General features: G+C 39.5%; 16 protein-coding genes. 9 read left to right on the forward strand and 7 right to left on the reverse strand.

Going from position 1 to position 17,355, the window contains the following annotated elements:
• Positions 1-54: 54 nt before the first annotated feature.
• Positions 55-1,236: an FG-GAP repeat domain-containing protein gene (locus ACO05G_RS05105; RefSeq protein ID WP_421764988.1), complete on the reverse strand. Its 1,182-nt coding sequence runs from the start codon at positions 1,234-1,236 to the stop codon at positions 55-57.
• Positions 1,237-1,552: 316 nt separating this feature from the next.
• Here ACO05G_RS05105 and ACO05G_RS05110 point away from each other — a divergent pair, with 316 nt between their 5' ends.
• The 4 genes from ACO05G_RS05110 to ACO05G_RS05125 all read left to right on the forward strand — a co-directional run bounded on the left by ACO05G_RS05110 (position 1,553) and on the right by ACO05G_RS05125 (position 6,544).
• Entirely contained in the window at positions 1,553-2,233 is a 681-nt protein-coding gene (locus tag ACO05G_RS05110; RefSeq protein ID WP_421764989.1) for a response regulator transcription factor, read from the forward strand.
• Entirely contained in the window at positions 2,230-3,489 is a 1,260-nt protein-coding gene (locus ACO05G_RS05115; RefSeq protein ID WP_348282783.1) for a HAMP domain-containing sensor histidine kinase, read from the forward strand. Before ACO05G_RS05110 ends, ACO05G_RS05115 begins: the two co-directional genes overlap by 4 nt.
• A gap of 78 nt (positions 3,490-3,567) precedes the next feature.
• Positions 3,568-6,045, forward strand: a complete 2,478-nt coding sequence (locus ACO05G_RS05120; protein WP_421764990.1) for a TonB-dependent receptor domain-containing protein — start codon at positions 3,568-3,570, stop codon at positions 6,043-6,045.
• A gap of 142 nt (positions 6,046-6,187) precedes the next feature.
• Positions 6,188-6,544: a hypothetical protein gene (locus tag ACO05G_RS05125; RefSeq protein ID WP_421764991.1), complete on the forward strand. Its 357-nt coding sequence runs from the start codon at positions 6,188-6,190 to the stop codon at positions 6,542-6,544.
• Here ACO05G_RS05125 and ACO05G_RS05130 read toward each other — a convergent pair whose 3' ends face one another.
• Entirely contained in the window at positions 6,545-7,027 is a 483-nt protein-coding gene (locus tag ACO05G_RS05130; RefSeq protein ID WP_421764992.1) for a deoxycytidylate deaminase, read from the reverse strand.
• A gap of 106 nt (positions 7,028-7,133) precedes the next feature.
• On the opposite strand from ACO05G_RS05130, the gene ACO05G_RS05135 reads away from it, so the two are divergent.
• The gene (locus ACO05G_RS05135) at positions 7,134-8,252 is read left to right on the forward strand and encodes an amidohydrolase family protein (protein ID WP_421764993.1); all 1,119 of its coding nucleotides are present in this window, start codon (positions 7,134-7,136) and stop codon (positions 8,250-8,252) included.
• Here ACO05G_RS05135 and ACO05G_RS05140 read toward each other — a convergent pair whose 3' ends face one another.
• Positions 8,253-9,227: a YitT family protein gene (locus tag ACO05G_RS05140; RefSeq protein ID WP_348282788.1), complete on the reverse strand. Its 975-nt coding sequence runs from the start codon at positions 9,225-9,227 to the stop codon at positions 8,253-8,255. It lies immediately after the preceding gene.
• Entirely contained in the window at positions 9,228-10,046 is an 819-nt protein-coding gene (locus ACO05G_RS05145) for a M48 family metallopeptidase (RefSeq protein ID WP_421764994.1), read from the reverse strand.
• A gap of 92 nt (positions 10,047-10,138) precedes the next feature.
• On the opposite strand from ACO05G_RS05145, the gene ACO05G_RS05150 reads away from it, so the two are divergent.
• The 3 genes from ACO05G_RS05150 to ACO05G_RS05160 are packed head-to-tail and all read left to right on the forward strand — an operon-like array spanning position 10,139 to position 11,636.
• Complete coding sequence (locus ACO05G_RS05150) at positions 10,139-10,654, forward strand: hypothetical protein (protein WP_421764995.1); 516 nt, start codon at positions 10,139-10,141, stop codon at positions 10,652-10,654.
• A 20-nt stretch (positions 10,655-10,674) separates the two neighbouring features.
• Positions 10,675-10,947, forward strand: a complete 273-nt coding sequence (locus tag ACO05G_RS05155; RefSeq protein WP_421764996.1) for a DUF1272 domain-containing protein — start codon at positions 10,675-10,677, stop codon at positions 10,945-10,947.
• A gap of 20 nt (positions 10,948-10,967) precedes the next feature.
• Entirely contained in the window at positions 10,968-11,636 is a 669-nt protein-coding gene (locus tag ACO05G_RS05160; protein WP_421764997.1) for a DUF6090 family protein, read from the forward strand.
• 51 nt (positions 11,637-11,687) lie between these two features.
• Here ACO05G_RS05160 and ACO05G_RS05165 read toward each other — a convergent pair whose 3' ends face one another.
• Genes ACO05G_RS05165 through ACO05G_RS05175 form a run of 3 tightly spaced genes read right to left on the reverse strand, consistent with a single transcriptional unit; the run spans position 11,688 to position 16,025 of the window.
• Complete coding sequence (locus tag ACO05G_RS05165; protein WP_421764998.1) at positions 11,688-12,092, reverse strand: hypothetical protein; 405 nt, start codon at positions 12,090-12,092, stop codon at positions 11,688-11,690.
• Positions 12,093-12,102: 10 nt separating this feature from the next.
• Positions 12,103-13,977: a ribosomal protection-like ABC-F family protein gene (gene abc-f / locus ACO05G_RS05170; protein ID WP_421764999.1), complete on the reverse strand. Its 1,875-nt coding sequence runs from the start codon at positions 13,975-13,977 to the stop codon at positions 12,103-12,105.
• A 59-nt stretch (positions 13,978-14,036) separates the two neighbouring features.
• On the reverse strand, positions 14,037-16,025 hold the full coding sequence (locus ACO05G_RS05175) for a sensor histidine kinase (RefSeq protein ID WP_421765000.1): 1,989 nt from the start codon (positions 16,023-16,025) through the stop codon (positions 14,037-14,039).
• A gap of 141 nt (positions 16,026-16,166) precedes the next feature.
• Here ACO05G_RS05175 and ACO05G_RS05180 point away from each other — a divergent pair, with 141 nt between their 5' ends.
• Entirely contained in the window at positions 16,167-17,336 is a 1,170-nt protein-coding gene (locus ACO05G_RS05180; RefSeq protein ID WP_421765001.1) for a PQQ-dependent sugar dehydrogenase, read from the forward strand.
• Positions 17,337-17,355 lie beyond the last annotated feature (19 nt).

A 17,355-nucleotide genomic window follows, 5' to 3' on the forward strand; every position in this document is an offset into this window, starting at 1 on the left:
GGAGTGGAGATTTGATACCGCTTATGTAAATGGCAATAAAGAAAGAAATACGCTTTAATCTATAAAACGTGACCAGTATGGTGTCCCTGTATGCATGAGTCTAAATCCTACATCTGTATTATCCGGGAAAATGTCCAAATCGCCATCGCCATCTATATCTTGAATCCTAATCCATGGAAACCACGGGTAAGTTGATGAACCTGGATCATCCACAAAGCCTGCTGTAACGTCGGTGAATGTTCTATCTCCATTATTCCTGAGTATCTGAATCCAACTTCCTTGGTAGAAGTTTGCATTTCCACCGCCTGTGCGATTCACCACCACATCTCTAAATCCATCGCCGTTGAGGTCTTCAGCATCTAAGTCCAATATAACCCCATAACCATCAACAGGTGGAATAATGCTTCGCAATTCAGCAGAGTAGCTGCCAGTGGTACTGCCCCAATAAATTGATGTGTTGTCCCCTTCAAATTCATGAGCTCCTAGTAGCAAATCCACAAACCCATCTTTATCAACATCAATTAGTTCAGCGGTAAAAATGTTATCCATACTACGATCAAATCGGTTGTCTACTTTTTCGAAGTTGGCATTTCCGTCATTGATATAGAAGAAGGGATCAAAGCCACCAACAAATACATCAATATCACCGTCATTGTCTATGTCTGCGCCTGCGCCTCCATGATGAAAACCAGTTTGATCAGTAAGCTTCTTCCAACTAAAAGATCCCTGGCTATTTTGCATAATAAGTTTTGGGTTGCTTCCTGGAAAAGGATCTGAATCAAAACCATGGTCAAATACAAATAGATCAGCCAATGCGTCTCCATTAAAATCGCAATTGATTGTCTTTCGCGCATGTGTCGCAGGCGGCATATTGTTGTTAAATTCTGATGTTGAAGAAGTGAAATTGTTTTGTCCATCATTGATTGCAAGAATGCTGTTCACTTCACCTTGCAACAGAAACTCACCTGTTGCAACAAAAACATCTGTATTTCCATCTCCATTTGCATCCAAGTAAGCAATGGCGTCTCGCAAGTCCCCTGAGTTATTTCCTGAAGGAATTGAAAAGTAACTGATTCGAATATCAGTTTTGGAATTGGTGTAAGAGCTTCCCGCATCCGCATTGCTGGAAGCTGATATTCCAAGGTCAGCTAATTGAGTGCTGGTTTCATCATCTTTTGAACATGCAAACGTGCAGATGAAAATGAATGTCATGAGTACTCTGAATTTAATTGACATGCTGGTTGTTTTTTATTGCCCTGGTTAATTTTTCATTCGCTTTGATTAAAGATATATAAAAATGCTGGCTGACTATTTATCTAATGAATTTGATACGCTGAAGTTCTGATCTAATAAGCGTTTGCGATTGTTTTCTTACTAAGAAATTCTGATCATTCTTTAACTGGTAAAGGGCAATTTCAAATTTGCTTCAAAAAGGACGGCTATGTTTGCTTTATGAAATGAGCATAAACATTCGAGGGTGAAATTAAACTAACCCCTGTTGAATGCTTATTGCGAATTCCATGTGTGCTTTTGAAAACCTAACTATATACACATGAAATTGCTGCTTGTAGAAGATCAGGAAGAATTAGCTACCGGGATAAGAAATTACTTTTCTAAGGAAGGTGATGTGTGTGAACATGCTGACTCGGTATCAAAAGCAACTGAAAAGTTGTATGCTTTTTCGTATGATGTCTTATTGCTTGATTTGATGTTGCCTGATGGTGATGGTTTATCCTTGCTAGGTGTGGTCAAGGAAAATTGGCCGGAAATGGGTGTAGTCATTATTTCGGCAAAAAATGCTCTGAATGATAAACTATACGGTCTGGAATCAGGAGCGGACGATTACCTGCCAAAACCTTTTCATTTAGCGGAATTAAATGCGCGAGCAAATGCCGTGTTTAGAAGAAGAAAGCAAGAAGGTAAGCAATCAATCAATTTCAAAGAGATCATGCTTAATCTGGACAGTTATGAGGCCAAAGTTCATGAACAAACATTAGAACTGACGAAAAAGGAGTTTGAACTACTTCATTACTTCATCATAAATCAAAATCGACTTCTTACCAAGCAAGCCATCGCTGAGCACCTTTGGGGTGATTACATGGATACAATGGATTCTTTTGATTTTGTCTATCAACATATCAAAAACCTACGAAAAAAGATTATGCATGCTGGGGGCAAAGATTATCTGAAAACCGTTTATGGAGCTGGTTATAAAATGAAAGATGAAACATGAATCTAATCGTACGAATTACCATATTGTTTGTAATCGTTTCACTTTTTGTCTTCTTATTAGGTGGGGTCATCAGCTTTAATGTGATGATGCGTGAAGTGAACTATGAGCAACAGAGATTTCTCATGGAACGCCTTGAACGAATGGAGTCTAGACTAGCAAGAAGACCGGTTCAGGATTCCCTGCAATGGGCTAAGCTTACCGTTATTCGTTTGGATGATCGTGTCGAAGAATCCACTAGTTTTTCAGATACTATTGTCATACACAGTCAGTTAGAAAGGGAAGAACTGCACTTAAAACTGGACGCCATCAGAAATATTGATGATGTTAGTTACAAAATCAGCTTATATGATATCATCATCGAATCTGATGACATAAGGGAAGGCTTGGTGGAATCACTTATAACCATGTATGTTATTCTTCTGGCGGCCGTTTTAGTGATTGGGTTCCTTGCCTCTTACTATATACTCAAGCCATTTAATCAGACGCTTGAGGGGATCAAAAGCTTTTCTTTAACACGTCCAGGGACACAATTGACCTTTCCTAAAACTACAGTAAGCGAATTCAAAAGACTCAATCAGTTTCTTGAAGAAATGACACAAAAGGTGCAATCTGACTATCAGTCATTGAAGGAGTTTTCAGAAAATGCTTCTCATGAACTACAAACTCCGTTAGCGATTATGCAAAGCAAGTTGGAGGTATTGATGGATGGGAATAACCTAACCGGAGAACAATTGGAACAAATAAGTAGTGTTCAGGCTACCGTGAAGCGTTTGAGTCACCTGAGCAACTCTTTATCGATTTTGACCAAAATTGAAAATGCTGAATTTACCAACGTTTCAGCTATTGACCTATCTGAAACTGTTGAAAAAATGCTTCAGGAGTTTAAAGAATTGATTGAATTAAAATCAATTACCAAAACAGTGCAAATCGAAAAAGGAGTTATTGTAAGTGCTGATAAAGTGCTAATAGAATTGATGTTAACGAACCTAATTAACAATGCCATACGACACAATATGGAAGGGGGAGAATTAAAGTTAATTCTGACGAATTCTGAATTGACGATTTGTAATTCGGGACCCAAGTTGTCACTACCATCTGAAGATTTATTTCTTCGGTTTAAAAAGTCAAACCAAAGTGCCCAATCCCTGGGGCTTGGACTTGCAATTGTGAAATCAATATGTAATTTCTATGGTTATTCAATCTCTTATGAGAATAAGGATGAAAAACATACCATCTATATTCATTTTTTACCGTAAGTCTAAAGATTTTAAATCTTCAGAATTCCTTCAAAATTCAATCAAACAAGCATCAAATAGTCTTGTTAATCTTGTATTATGAATAGAAAGGCAAACTTACTTTTATCATTATTCACAGCACTTTTTTTTACCGCTTACAGTCAAGCACCAAAAGAACTGGCCGCACCTAAATATGCGATCAAAGGGAAGCTGGTGAAGTCTGGCACTTCTAATCCGGTAGAGTTCGCCACGGTAAGTATTTTCAATGAAGTTGATTCAGCCTTAATAACCGGTGGACTCACAGATGTTGATGGCGTATTCAATGTTCCTGTTGAACCAGGTGATTATTACATCCGAATCCAGTTTATGGGATTTAAAGATGTGATGATATCAAATGTAAATATCTCAAAGTCAGCTCCTGTATATGATGCAGGTCAAATCCCTTTTGCGGAAAATGAGACCTTATTAGAAGAGGTTGTTGTGCAGGCAGAGCGTACCCAGATGGAGATGACTCTGGATAAGAAAGTCTTCAATATAGGCAAGGATTTAAGCAATCTTGGTGGTAGTGCTACTGATATTCTTGATAATCTTCCGTCCGTTCAAGTGGACGTTGACGGAAACGTAAACTTGAGAGGTAGCGGCAATGTGCGTATTCTAATAGATGGCAAACCTTCAGGTTTGGTAGGTTTGAGCAGCAATGATGCCTTAAGACAACTTAATGGAAACCTGGTTGAAAGTATTGAAATAATTACGAACCCATCGGCACGATATGATGCAGAAGGTTTGGCTGGTATTATCAACATCGTGTTGAAGAAGGATAAGAAGAAAGGTTTGAATGGAAGTTTTCAGGTGAATACTGGTATTCCGGACAATCATGGGGGCTCAATCAATTTGAACGTGCGTAAAAATTGGATCAACTTCTTTACAAACTTTGGAATTAATTACAGGCGTAATGATGGTCGCGGCTTCTCAGATCAGGTTTTCTTTGACTCTCCTGATAAACTGACACCAACTTTAGAAACAATAAGAGATAGAACCCAGGATAGAGGTGGGCTTAGCTATTCAACACGATTCGGTTCAGATATTTATTTGAATGAAACTAATACTTTGACGCTCGCATTTCTGTATCGATACTCGGATGAGAACAACAAAACCCGACTCATTTATGATGACTTCTACCCACAATCGGGCGCTGACTCAATTTCTTTTAGAAATGATGATGAGGGAGAAGGAGATGAGAATATCGAATATTCATTGAACTATACACGTGACTTTGAGCGAAAAGGCCAGAAATTAACATTTGATTTTCAGTATCAGAATAATAATGAGGCAGAGAGTAGTGACTTAATAGAAACAATTGGTACCGATAGAAATGATCAAATACCGATATTGTTGCAGCGGGCGAATAATGATGAGATTGAAGAGCGATTTATGTTACAATCGGATTACATCCATCCATTTGGTAAGGATGGCAAGCTTGAATTTGGAACCCGATATACAGATCGACTTGTTGGCAATGATTATGTTGTAACAGAACAAAATAATGCTGGCATCTATGAGGTTGATTCGGCATTTTCAAATGAGTTTGAGTACGAAGAAGATGTGCTTGCGGTCTATGCTATTGTTGGAAATAAAATTGATAAACTTTCCTGGCAGGTTGGTTTACGTTTTGAGCAAACAAGATTGTTAACCTTTCAGAAGACGGATGATAATCGTAATGTTCAAAACTATGGTAACTTTTTTCCTAGCGTGTTTTTTACCTATCAATTCACCAAAGAGCAGGCGATACAAACAAGCTACAGCAGAAGAATTAGCCGTCCGAGGGGAAGAAGCCTAAACCCCTTCACATCCATATCAGACAGTAGAAATTTTTGGTTGGGGAATCCAGGATTACAACCAGAATATACAGATTCATATGAATTAGGGTATCTACTTAACACACGTTCCGGATCCCTTTATACCGGAGTGTACTACCGTCACACCGAAGGTGGAGTTCAACGATTGAGAAATACCACCGAAGAGGGCATCACCTTTACACGACCATATAATGTGTCTACTGAAGATGCTTATGGGGTAGAAGTTAACATATCACAGGATTTTACGGATTGGTATCGGGTGAGTGGAAATGTCAATTTCTATCGAAGCATTGTGCCTGACGGGAGCGTTGTATTTGGTGAATCAACATTGTCTTTTAATGGTGCTGAGGCAACAACTTTGTCTTCAAGACTGAGCAATAATTTCAAATTCAATAAACTCTTCGACGCACAACTAAATGTAAATTATCGAGCTCCGAGAAATACGGTGCAGGGGAAAACCTTATCGATTACTTCCGTTGATTTAGGAATGTCACGAGATATTTTAAAAGGAAATGGCACTCTAGCATTTAATATCAGGGATCTATTCAATTCTCGAAAGTATAGAAGTGAGATCTCTAATGAGCGATCCTTTCAATACAGCGAATATCAAAGACGAACCACTACAGCGACACTATCATTCACCTACCGATTAAATCAGAAAAAGCAACGTGAAAGAGGAGGGGACGGAGATTATGATGGTGATGGAGGAGGAGAATTTTAAGAAATTTTGAGTTGGTGATGGCCCTCTTTGCCTTTGGCAGGAGGGCTTTTTTGTTTTTAGTTTCAGGCTTAAACGATATGAGATGAATTAAGAGTAAAATTGTTAATGCTCCTGCCTATTTTCGCAATTTAATTATTACAACATGCCAATCAGTTTTATTGAACATCAAGGAAAGAAAATCATATTCTGTGATTTTAAAGAAATGAAGGACAAACAGCAGATCTTTGATCAGCTTGATGAGATGGCCGAAACTTTTAAGCAATCTGGCGGAAATCTATTGGTCTTAACAGACGTCAGGGGAACCAAGAATGATCCAGAAATTGTAGATAAAACTAAGAGACTTGGTAAAGAAGTATTCAGCGTATACGCTAAGAAACGAGCGATTATTGGGATGGATGGGTTAAGGAAATTAATCCTGAAAGGCTATAATGCTATTACCGGTAATGATCTCAAGCCCTTTTCAACTATTGAAGAAGCCAAGGATTACCTGATCTCCTGATCACACCAGCTCACTCACATTGTCAAGAGATCCTTCATACTTCTCGGCTTCTACACCAAATTTTCTTAGAAACTCTACGCCTTCATCGGTTGGTATGCCCTTATATTCTGCATAAGATTTTAAGTAAATCACCTTTTCAATTTTCATTGTATAGATGATTCTGGCACAAGCGATACAAGGAGAAAGTGTTACATACAGGGTAGCACCTTCTACATCAGTTTTATTTTTTACCGCATAAAGTATCGCGTTTTGTTCTGCGTGTAGCGCAAGCGAACAACTTCCTTTTGAATCACGGGGACACCCATGATCCGGCCATTCTACATCGCAATTATGTGTGCCTGAGGGAGGACCATTGTAGCCAATGGAAATGATTCGAGTGTCTTTAGTTAACACAGCTCCAACATGTCTTTTTATACAATGAGATCTTTTGGCAAGATTCACCGCCAATTCCATGAAAATATCGTCAAATTCCGGTCGCTCCATGATGCGAAATTAACCTGCCTAAATGAAAATCGAACCATACACGTAATTGACTTGTCATAACCGCTAAGAGATTCGTATCATTGTCTTTAGATTCAAACTCAAAAACATGCGTAAATCAATTCTTCTAATTGCAATACTAACATTTTCATTTGCCTGGGCTCAGGAAAGTGAGCCAACGATGAGCTTTGAAGAGTATAATCCGACATCTACTTTGGTTGTACCTGAAAACCCGGTTAAGAAAGCCAAATTTCCAATTGTTGATATCCATAGCCATCAATGGAATTTGACGAAAGAGCGAATTGCATCTCTCGTGGAAGAGATGGATGAATTGAATATGGGAGCAATGATTAATCTGAGTGGAAGAGGATTTAACAGAGAGACCAGGGATATAGGAACTCAGGAATATTTAGCGGGGATGGTCCGAAGAGTAAATGGAGAAGCACCCAACCGAATAATCATATTTACAAATGTTTCCTTTAAAGATATAGGAGAGGAGGGGTGGTCAGAAAACGCGGTGAAGGAATTGGAAGAGGATGTAAAAGCTGGAGCCAAAGGGTTGAAAATATACAAAAGCTTAGGATTGAGTTATACTGATCTTGATGGCAATAGAGTGGCCATTGATGATCCACGAATCGATCCAATATGGGCTAAATGTGGTGAGCTTGGAATACCAGTTCTTATACATGCTGCTGATCCTGCACCGTTTTGGGATGAGATGAATGCAGACAATGAACGATGGTTGGAGTTGAAGCTTAGGCCTGGCAGAAAAAGAGGCGCAGATAATCCGGCACCTTTCGAGCAAATCATCGCAGAACAGCACAATATCTTCAAAAAACATCCGAATACGACGTTTGTAAATGCACATATGGGCTGGATGGCCAATGACTTAGATAAGGCAGGGGAGCATTTAGATATGTATCCGAATGTATACTTCGGGATCGGTGCGGTGATTGCAGAGTTTGGACGCCAACCTAGAAGAGCGAAAGCCTTTTTTGAAAAATACCAGGACAGAATCTTGTTTGGAAAAGACGCTTACAATCTGGAAGAGTTTTATACCTACTTCAGAGTATTAGAAACTGAAGATGAGTACTTTCCTTATTACAAAAAGTATCATGCCTTTTGGAGAATGTATGGGCTGGGACTATCTGATGAGGTGCTTAGGAAAGTCTATTATAAGAACGCCTGTAAGATTGTCCCTGGTTTAGAGGTAAGCCAGTTTGAGTAATTAATGCTCCTTAAACTGGCGCTTCTTAATCATTCCTCCTTTTAAATCTTTTACGCTGTTCATTACGATGAATGCCTGAGGGTCAATATTTCGAATCTTATTTTGAAGACTCGCAATTTCCAATCTGGTAATCACTGAATAGAGTATTTCTGTGTTCTTAAGATCCTCTCTGGGACCATAACCACTGGTGCCATTGTAAATGGTAACGCCTCGACCCATTTGCTCGGTGATCATTACCCGTATGGCTTCACTTCTGTGAGAAATGATAATTACCCCGATGTATTCTTCCACACCTTCCACCACAAAATCGATGGTCTTGGATGCAGCTAAATAGGTAAGAATAGAATAGAGAGCAATCTCAATTGATAGGAGATAGGCCGCCGTAGAGAATATGAGAATATTAAAAACAAGAATTAAATCACCAATGGTCAGACCCGATAAACGGCCAAGGTAAATAGCGAGCACTTCTGTGCCATCTAAAACTCCACCACCTCGCACGGACAATCCAATTCCAGCTCCGAGGAAAAAACCACCAAATACAGCAACCAGTAATTTGTCAGTGGTTATAATAGGGTATTCGATAAAAGTAAGTGCAAGTGCTAACCCCATGATTGCAAGAATACTTTTAAAGACAAACGACTTACCAATCTGAAAGTATCCTAGAACAATGAAAGGAATATTAATGATGACAATGAGTATCGGAAGGGGATATCCTGTAAGTACCCTGGTCAATAATGAGATTCCTGTTACCCCACCATCAATGAAGTCATTGGGTAAGAGAAAACCTTTGAGTCCAAACCCAGCTGAGAGAATTCCAAGGATTAAAAAAATCAGTTCCTTGAACCATCTAAACACCCGATCTTTAACTTCGATGGACTGACGGGCCAGCGTAATATCACTGATCTTTTCTCCTCGGCTCCCTAATAGCCCCTTGAGTGATTTGAAAAATTTAAATAGTGGTCTCGATTTGTTCACTTATTGGCTCTTGCGATAATATTCCATTGCCTTTGGCATGTTTGCTTTCAGGTCGGAAATGCGTGTAGAATGGGAAGGGTGGGTAGACATAAATTCAGGTGGCGCTTGCCCTCCACTATTGGCGGCCATACGTTCCCAGAATTTTGGTGCTTCCTGTGGATTATATCCCGCCATTGCCATAAAGTAGAGCCCTAACTTATCAGCCTCGGACTCATGCTTCCTTGAGAAAGCGAGTATTCCTAGTGAGGTGGCAGCACCTGCACCTTGCATGATTACTTCAGTAGGTATAGATGGAGCACCACTACCTCCTGTGATCAAAACACTTACAGCTGCCAGCCCAAATTGAGCGGCATATTGTTGACTAATGCGCTCCCGTCCGTGATTAGCAATTGCGTGAGCTACTTCATGCCCCATTACAACTGCAACCCCTAGTTCATCCTGGCAAATAGGCATAATTCCAGTATAGAACGCCACTTTACCTCCGGGCATACACCATGCGTTTACGGTTTCATCTTCTTCAATCAGGTTAAACTCCCATTTATAGTCTTGCAGGTAATCTCCCTCTCCTTGATCATTGAAATACTGTTCTACCGCACGTTGGATTCGAGTACCTACACGCTTCACCATTCTGGCCTGATCTGTTCCAGTTATGATCTTACTTTCCTTCTTTACTTGCTCGTACTGATCATAGCTCATCGGAAAAATTTGATCATTATTTATCAAAGCCAGCTGAGAACGTCCGCTGAGCGGAACGCTAGAGCATTGAATTAGGAGAAATGCTAAAAGTATCAATGAAAGGGAGGTCAATTTTCGTACCATCTCGTAAATTTTGATTGAAGATAAAACAACGACTTGTTTCCAAATATAGGGACGGAGTTTTTATAATTGTTAGAACCTAAACAACAAACGTTATGGCAAAATTCCTAATTCTGTTCTTTGGTCTTGTTTCAATCCAAGTATCAGCTCAGTCGATGAAACTAACCAAACTTGATACCACTCAATATTTTGACTTCTGGGAAGGTACCTGGGAGGGAACATGGCCGGAAGGGGATAAACAAGGAAAAGCGATTAATAAGGTCTACTGGATCTCCGGTGATAAAGTATTACACGAAAATTTCGAAGTTGTTGAGGGACAGAGTAAAGGATTTAAAGGAACTTCCATTTCGGTGTATAGACCACAACTTGATCTATGGAAACAAGCCTGGGCAGACAATCAAGGTGGCTATTTTGATTTTGTAGGTTCATTTGAAGCTGACAATCGTATGTTTCAAACAGAGCCCGTAGAACGGAGTGGTCAGATGTTTATGCAACGGATGGTGTTTAAAGAGATCAAAAAAGATTCCTTCACGTGGGATTGGGAAGCCTCACAGGATGGGGGTAAAACCTGGAATCTCAACTGGCAGATTAATTACACCCGAGTGGATTAAATTGCTGTTAAAAGTAGATCATGTTAGAAATACGTCCTTCGTGTGAAAATTGCAATAAACCACTCCCTCCGGAGAGCCAGGAGGCTATGATTTGCACATTTGAATGCACCTATTGCAAAGATTGTGTTAGGCTATTGTCGGAAGTATGCCCGAACTGTGGTGGAGGATTTGAGCTACGACCTATTCGCCCAAAAGAACTTTTAGAAAAGTATCCGCCGAGTCAAATAGTAGTTCATAAACCTGTTGATTTTAAAAAGCACAAAGAGCGGTTAGCTCACATGACGAGAGGTTAAAAAAACCTTATTTTTATCCAATGAAGAATATTAATTGGCTGGATCATATAGCAAACCTCTTAGTGGTGATCCTGGGCATTAGCATTGCATTTTATCTGGAGAGCTATAAGGAAGAAGCAAGTAATAAACAGCAAGAACTTAAGTATCTGGAAAGTATGATTACGGATCTTGAATCTGACGTAGAAGCTTTGGATACTCTATTAATAATCAATGAAGACATTTCAGAATCGCTTATAAATCTATCTATGGCGAGTGTGGGCAGGCCTTACGGGACAGATTCTGCTTTAATGTTTCAAACATTAAAAATTCAATATAATCCTCCGTTTTCACCACAGCGCACCACCTATGAGTCTTTGAAAGCTTCCGGGAAAATGGATTTAATCAATGATTTTGAACTAAGGAATAGTATTGTGGATCTATACGAGCAGTTTTATCGAGGGACAAATGAGTACGATGCAGCTATAAACGAGCATGTCAGAGATTTTATCAAGCCGTACTATATGAAAAATGTCCGTTTTACAGGAGCTCAATCAATAGACCCATCGTTTCTAAGCAACAATGAATTTAGAAATATGATTTTTGCCTATCGGTACCTATTTGTAGCAAAGGATAATTTCTATCGCACCGTAAAACAGCAAGCAGATTCACTTAAATCTGAATTGATCACCTACCAATCAGGCTTTAACTAGACATTTCTGTAATGCACCCGTTCGACAGGCAGGTTGTTTGAATTGGCGAAATCAGCAATCTGATCCATAATTATTTGCTTGTTCAAAGCCATCATAAGGAAAAGAATAGGCAAAATCATACTCCTTGGTTAATACAGTGAGTTTTTCGGGCTTTAATTGGACAAGCTTGATATCATCTAAGCTAATAGTTTGTGTCTTTGAGAAAAAATCCTTTTTCAAGCTTATTGATTGATCGCTAAGTGTAATCCTCGGGCTATAGACTGATTTTTGTTTCATGGTAGTAATGATCATTACTCCATAAAAAATGGACAATAATATCTGTATGATTCCTAATGTGATACTAAACCCCCCGTCCGGTTCTACAAGGTTAAGGATCCCTTGAGTGAAAAATATGACCGCAAGGAGGATGTTTAAGTACTTGTGTTTTTTAGGTTGTTCAAGATAGATCGTCTCCATAGAATACAAATTAGGCCAGCTCTTCCCACTTTTCCATTAATAGTGTCAATTCCTCCTTTTTTTGATTGTACACCGAATTGACTTTTTCATATTCCTGTGGATTTTCATATATCGCAGGGTCAGCCATTTGACTTTCCAATTGCTTAATTTCCTCCTCTAGTGATTCGATCTTTTCCTCTACATTTCTCAGATCCCTTTTTGCTTGCTGTTCCTCTTCGTTGGATTTGGGTTTGGTATTCTCCTTCTTTTTAGCAGGCTTAGCTTCTTTGGAAGAGGTGTCCTGATCCTTATTGTTCTTTTCCCACCACCATTCAAATTCCTTGTATGTTCCCGGGTACTCCTTGACTTCCTGATCTTCGATCCACCAAATCTTATTAGCTACCTGAGTAATGAAATGCCTGTCGTGAGAAACTAACAGTAGGGTTCCTTCATATTGTTGAAGTGCCTGCACCAGGATACTGACAGACATCATGTCCAGGTGGTTGGTGGGCTCATCAAGAAGTAGAAAATTTGCCTCCGAAATCAATGTTTTAGCAAGAGCAACTCTTGATTTCTCTCCCCCGGAGAGTACCTTGATTTTTTTGAAAACCTCATCATTGGAAAATAAGAAACAGCCTAAAACACTTCTAAGCTCTTGTTCGGTTTTACCAGTTCCTGCTTGTTTAAGTTCTTCCAGAAGGTCATTTTGTACACCTAACGACTCAAGTTGATGCTGCGCATAGAACGAGTTAATTACATTGTGCCCGGTTTGGACTTTTCCTTCATGTGATTCCGTTCCGGCGATAATCCTTAGTAAGGTAGACTTACCTTTTCCATTGGCTCCAATAAGAGCGATCTTATCGCCTCTCTCTATTCCAATCGTTGCATTTTGGAGTATATCCAAATCGCCGTAGGATTTAGAAATATTTTCCAACCTTTTGACATGTCTCCCGGATTTGGTTTTGAAATTGAATCTGAAGTTTACCTTCATGTTTTCATCGATCACCTCCTCCACGCGATCCATTTTCTCCAACATCTTCATCTTGGATTGAGCCTGACTCGCCTTTGTGGCTTTTGCTTTAAAGCGTTCAATGAATCGCTCAGCCTCCTTTATTTTCTTTTGCTGATTTTCGAAGGCATTTTGCTGGAGCTCATTTCTGAGTTCTTTTTCATTTTCATAGTTATCGTAATCTCCAGGGTATACATGTAAATCTGCCTGGGTGACCTCTACGATTTTATTAACCGTTCTATTTAGAAATTCTCTATCGTGAGATACAATTATGTAAGCCCCTTCATAGGATTGCAGGTAATTTTCAATCCACTGAATAGAAGGAAGGTCCAGGTGGTTAGTAGGCTCATCCAGCATAAGCAGACTAGGCTTTTCCAATAGCAGTTTAGCAAGCATCACCCGCATGCGCCACCCTCCGGAAAATTCACTAAGTGGACGGACAAGATCAGAGGTCTTAAATCCGATACCTTCTAAGATTTCTTCCGCTCGAGATTGAAGTGTATATCCTTCTTGCGCTTCAAATCGTTCTTGTAGTTTGGCTAACTTATCAACCAGTTCATCCCGATAGTTTTCCTCCATCTCTTTGATGACCTTATCAATCTCTTTTTGAATGGCCATGGTTGAGGCAAACGCCTGCATAGCCACAGATAGGATGGAATCTTGCGTCTGAAAGGACAACAGATCCTGATTAAGGAAACCGATTGTAGTGTCCTTGCTCATGGATATCTTGCCTGCTGATGGCTGGGTGTTACCGACCATCATCTTCAGCAGTGTGGATTTACCTGTACCATTTAATCCAATCAGACCTATTTTGTCTTTTGGCCCAATAAAAAGAGAGGCTTCATCGTAAAGTGCCCGGTCTCCCAAATAGTAAGAAAGATTGGTAATATCAATCATGGCCGCAAAAGTAACTTCAATAGTAGAGAGAGCGATAGATCATCAGAAAAAGTGTTGAATTAAACTGGAATTGATAACATGAATGAGGAGCCTTTACCATGTTCACTTTCCAGTTCAATGGTTCCTCCTAATAGATTGACCAACGTTTTAACAATAGATAACCCAAGTCCTGCAGAGCTTTCGCCTGCTGTAGGTCTTGCAGAGAGACGCTGAAATTTCTGGAACACTTTGTCTTTATCCTTTTCGGTAAAACCAGGACCATTGTCTTCTACGGTAATTAGGAGTTTTTTCTTACTCAATTCGACGGTGAAATTCACCTCACCGCCTTTCGGTGTAAACTTCAACGCATTGGACAAGAGGTTGTCGAGTATCCTGCCGAGCACATTGCCGTCGGAACAAACCTTTTTCTTTTCAGCGTTTAATATTGAATTGAAAGTAATACCCTTTTTTTCTGCTATTTGCTCAAAAGCAATTTTCTTTTGCTCAAAAAAGTCAGACAGGCTGAAAAGAGTGGCATTCACCTCGTAATTATCCTGCTCATACACTTTAAGTTCAGTGAGGTTTTCAATCATGGATCTCCCATCTATTGTCACTTTTTTAATCATCTCATTGAACTCTGCGGACTGTCCTTTAAGGTCGGACTCCATTAATTGACTGATTCCCAAGATACTCGATAGAGGAGCTTTAAGGTCATGCGCGACCACAGCCATAAGGTGATCTTTCTCTTTCATGGCCTTCTCTAGCTCTGCATTTTTAGTTTCTATTATTACAGCGTTTTCCCTTAAGGCCTTTGTTCTCCTTTCCACCATTTCTTCCAGCTCTTTGTTAACTTTTTTCAGATGATTAGACAATTCTTCTTTGCCTTTCATTGCAAAAAGGTATCTACTGGATAAGAGTAGCATAAGTTGGATGAGGTAAAAGGCTATTCCAAAATGAGTGATACTTAATGAATAGTCTGGAATAATGTACTGACTACTTAGAACATCCAGAAAAATAGATATAAATGCAGCCAGATAACCGATAATCAGGAATTTGGCTCCAAATTTTCCTCCTAAAGCGGCTCTAATCAATGAAATGAATAGATAGGTGCCGATTAGCATATTATATGCATGCAGGAATGGAATGAATGGATAGCTTATTCGGGGAGGTACAATGAGAATAAATAAAGATGCGATAATTGCAATAACAGCCATTGCATCTACAATGCGTTTATGGTAGTATTTTCGGAAGATCTCTCTTAGAAAAAGTGCATTTGCAGGACCTATTAATGCAATAGAGAGATATAGTACTTTCTTGACTGTGACCCAACTGGTGTTAGGAAACAAGTCCATAATTGGCATATCTCCTCTGGTTAGCAACATCATGGTCAGGGAGGCACAGACTAGAAAGAAATAAATGCAGAACCTTTCTGTTCTGCGTAGAAGAAATATGGATAATTGAAAAAGTGCACCTATAAGAATACAGCCGAGAATTATAAGCTTTATTGACTTATTTAATTCAAAATCTCGATTCATTTTGCTACTGTAATCAACTATAGGAGCATACCAAAGTCCACCTGATCTATTTTGGTAGTTGCTAATGTGAAAAACAAGCGTGACTGTATCCCCAGGAATTACATTAAATTCAAAGATTTGATAATCAACTTTTGGAGAACTGGATTCTTTATCTATTCCAGGCGTTCCCACTTGACCAAGGACCATGTCATTTACCGATAATCTATATGCCAGACTTACTTCTGGAACTTCAATGGAAAGCGAGGTAGCTTCCAGATCTTCACTATAAATGAAGGTTTTAAAATAAGTTCCATAACCATATGGCCCAATTTTTTCACCGTTCCAGGAAGTTTCATTCCATGTGCTAGGCACATCAATGCTAACCGAGTTTGAAAGGTTATTTATATCATTATGAGTCAGAAAAGCACCCATCACTAAACGCCACTCTCCGTCAAGTCTTAGCGACTCACCTTTAAAAGCAACTGTGTCTTCAAAAGCCTGACTTGACAGATTGGCGAGCAGTAAAAAAATTACCGTTACTATTCTAGTGATCAAATATTATCTATTTAGATGGTTGTAAACTAGAAAAACAAACTCATGATTTGATTATTATTCTATTTATCAGCTCTTTTCTTCGATTGAAATACGCTATTCTAAAGTCGTTTAGTTTTTTTAACTTGAATTAAAAATAAAATCATGCACAAGACCACATTTTTCATACTATTGATTTTTGGTATTTCTTGTTCTTCCAATACAACGGATACATCTGGTAATCCTGATCCTGTTGAAGATGAAGTTGCATTAAATTCTGAGGAAGGATTGAAGTTATCTGATATATCTCTTCCTGATGGTTTTACCATCGAGGTGTTTGCGAGAGTGAATAATGCGAGAGCAATGGTGCTTACCGAGAATGGGACATTATTCGTGAGCAATAGAGGGGGCGATAAGGTTTATGCATTGAAAGACACGGATGGGGACTGGAAGGCGGATGAAAAGTACGTGATTGCCAGCGGGATGCGCATGCCAAACGGAGTTGCTTTTAAAGATGGATCTCTGTATGTAGCTGAGGTTTCAAAACTTTGGAGGTTTGATGATATTGAAGCTGATCTGGATAACCCACCAGAGCCTGTAAAGATCTATGATGACTATCCGACCGATGGACACCATGGATGGAAATACATTGCTTTTGGACCTGATGGAAAACTGTATGTTCCTGTAGGTGCACCATGTAATATTTGCGAGAGCAAAAACGAAATGTATGCAAGCATTACGCGAATGGATCCGGACGGCTCAAACAGAGAGGTATTTGCACATGGAGTTCGGAATACCGTTGGATTTACCTGGCACCCTGAAACAGGTGAAATGTGGTTTACTGATAATGGACGCGACTGGTTGGGAAATGAGTCTCCCGCATGTGAATTGAACAGAATTACCGAAGCAGGACAACATTTTGGATACCCTTACTGTCATGCCGGTGAAGTTGAAGACCCGGAGTTTGGGAATAAGTATCCCTGTGCCGATTTTGTAAAGCCTGCCCAGAACCTAGGCCCGCATGTTGCGCCACTTGGACTTAAATTTTGCACAAGTGGTTCCTTTCCCGCAGATTATAAAAACAAGATCTTTATTGCTGAGCATGGCTCATGGAATAGAGATGCAGATGTAGGTCATACCGGTCATAAGATCACCTTAGTAACAGAACAAAATGGACAAGGAGTGGCTTATGAGGATTTTGCTACAGGCTTTTTGAATAAAGAAACCAATACCGCCTGGGCAAGACCGGTCGATTTGATTTTTGCATCTGATGGGTCTATGCTTGTTTCAGATGACCTGGCAGGTACGATATTTAGGATTAAGTATAACAATTAAGCCCCATTCGGGGCTTTGA

The organism is Ekhidna sp. (assembly GCF_965227465.1).
GTDB lineage: Bacteria > Bacteroidota > Bacteroidia > Cytophagales > Cyclobacteriaceae > Ekhidna.

Excerpts from the sequence above, each read along its gene's own strand:
- ACO05G_RS05105 (WP_421764988.1), bottom strand. The coding sequence starts at position 1,236 with ATGTCAATTAAATTCAGAGTACTCATGACATTCATTTTCATCTGCACG.
- ACO05G_RS05110 (WP_421764989.1), top strand. The coding sequence starts at position 1,553 with ATGAAATTGCTGCTTGTAGAAGATCAGGAAGAATTAGCTACCGGGATA.
- ACO05G_RS05115 (WP_348282783.1), top strand. The coding sequence starts at position 2,230 with ATGAATCTAATCGTACGAATTACCATATTGTTTGTAATCGTTTCACTT.
- ACO05G_RS05120 (WP_421764990.1), top strand. The coding sequence starts at position 3,568 with ATGAATAGAAAGGCAAACTTACTTTTATCATTATTCACAGCACTTTTT.
- ACO05G_RS05125 (WP_421764991.1), top strand. The coding sequence starts at position 6,188 with ATGCCAATCAGTTTTATTGAACATCAAGGAAAGAAAATCATATTCTGT.
- ACO05G_RS05130 (WP_421764992.1), bottom strand. The coding sequence starts at position 7,027 with ATGGAGCGACCGGAATTTGACGATATTTTCATGGAATTGGCGGTGAAT.
- ACO05G_RS05135 (WP_421764993.1), top strand. The coding sequence starts at position 7,134 with ATGCGTAAATCAATTCTTCTAATTGCAATACTAACATTTTCATTTGCC.
- ACO05G_RS05145 (WP_421764994.1), bottom strand. The coding sequence starts at position 10,046 with ATGGTACGAAAATTGACCTCCCTTTCATTGATACTTTTAGCATTTCTC.
- ACO05G_RS05150 (WP_421764995.1), top strand. The coding sequence starts at position 10,139 with ATGGCAAAATTCCTAATTCTGTTCTTTGGTCTTGTTTCAATCCAAGTA.
- ACO05G_RS05155 (WP_421764996.1), top strand. The coding sequence starts at position 10,675 with ATGTTAGAAATACGTCCTTCGTGTGAAAATTGCAATAAACCACTCCCT.
- ACO05G_RS05160 (WP_421764997.1), top strand. The coding sequence starts at position 10,968 with ATGAAGAATATTAATTGGCTGGATCATATAGCAAACCTCTTAGTGGTG.
- ACO05G_RS05165 (WP_421764998.1), bottom strand. The coding sequence starts at position 12,092 with ATGGAGACGATCTATCTTGAACAACCTAAAAAACACAAGTACTTAAAC.
- abc-f (WP_421764999.1), bottom strand. The coding sequence starts at position 13,977 with ATGATTGATATTACCAATCTTTCTTACTATTTGGGAGACCGGGCACTT.
- ACO05G_RS05180 (WP_421765001.1), top strand. The coding sequence starts at position 16,167 with ATGCACAAGACCACATTTTTCATACTATTGATTTTTGGTATTTCTTGT.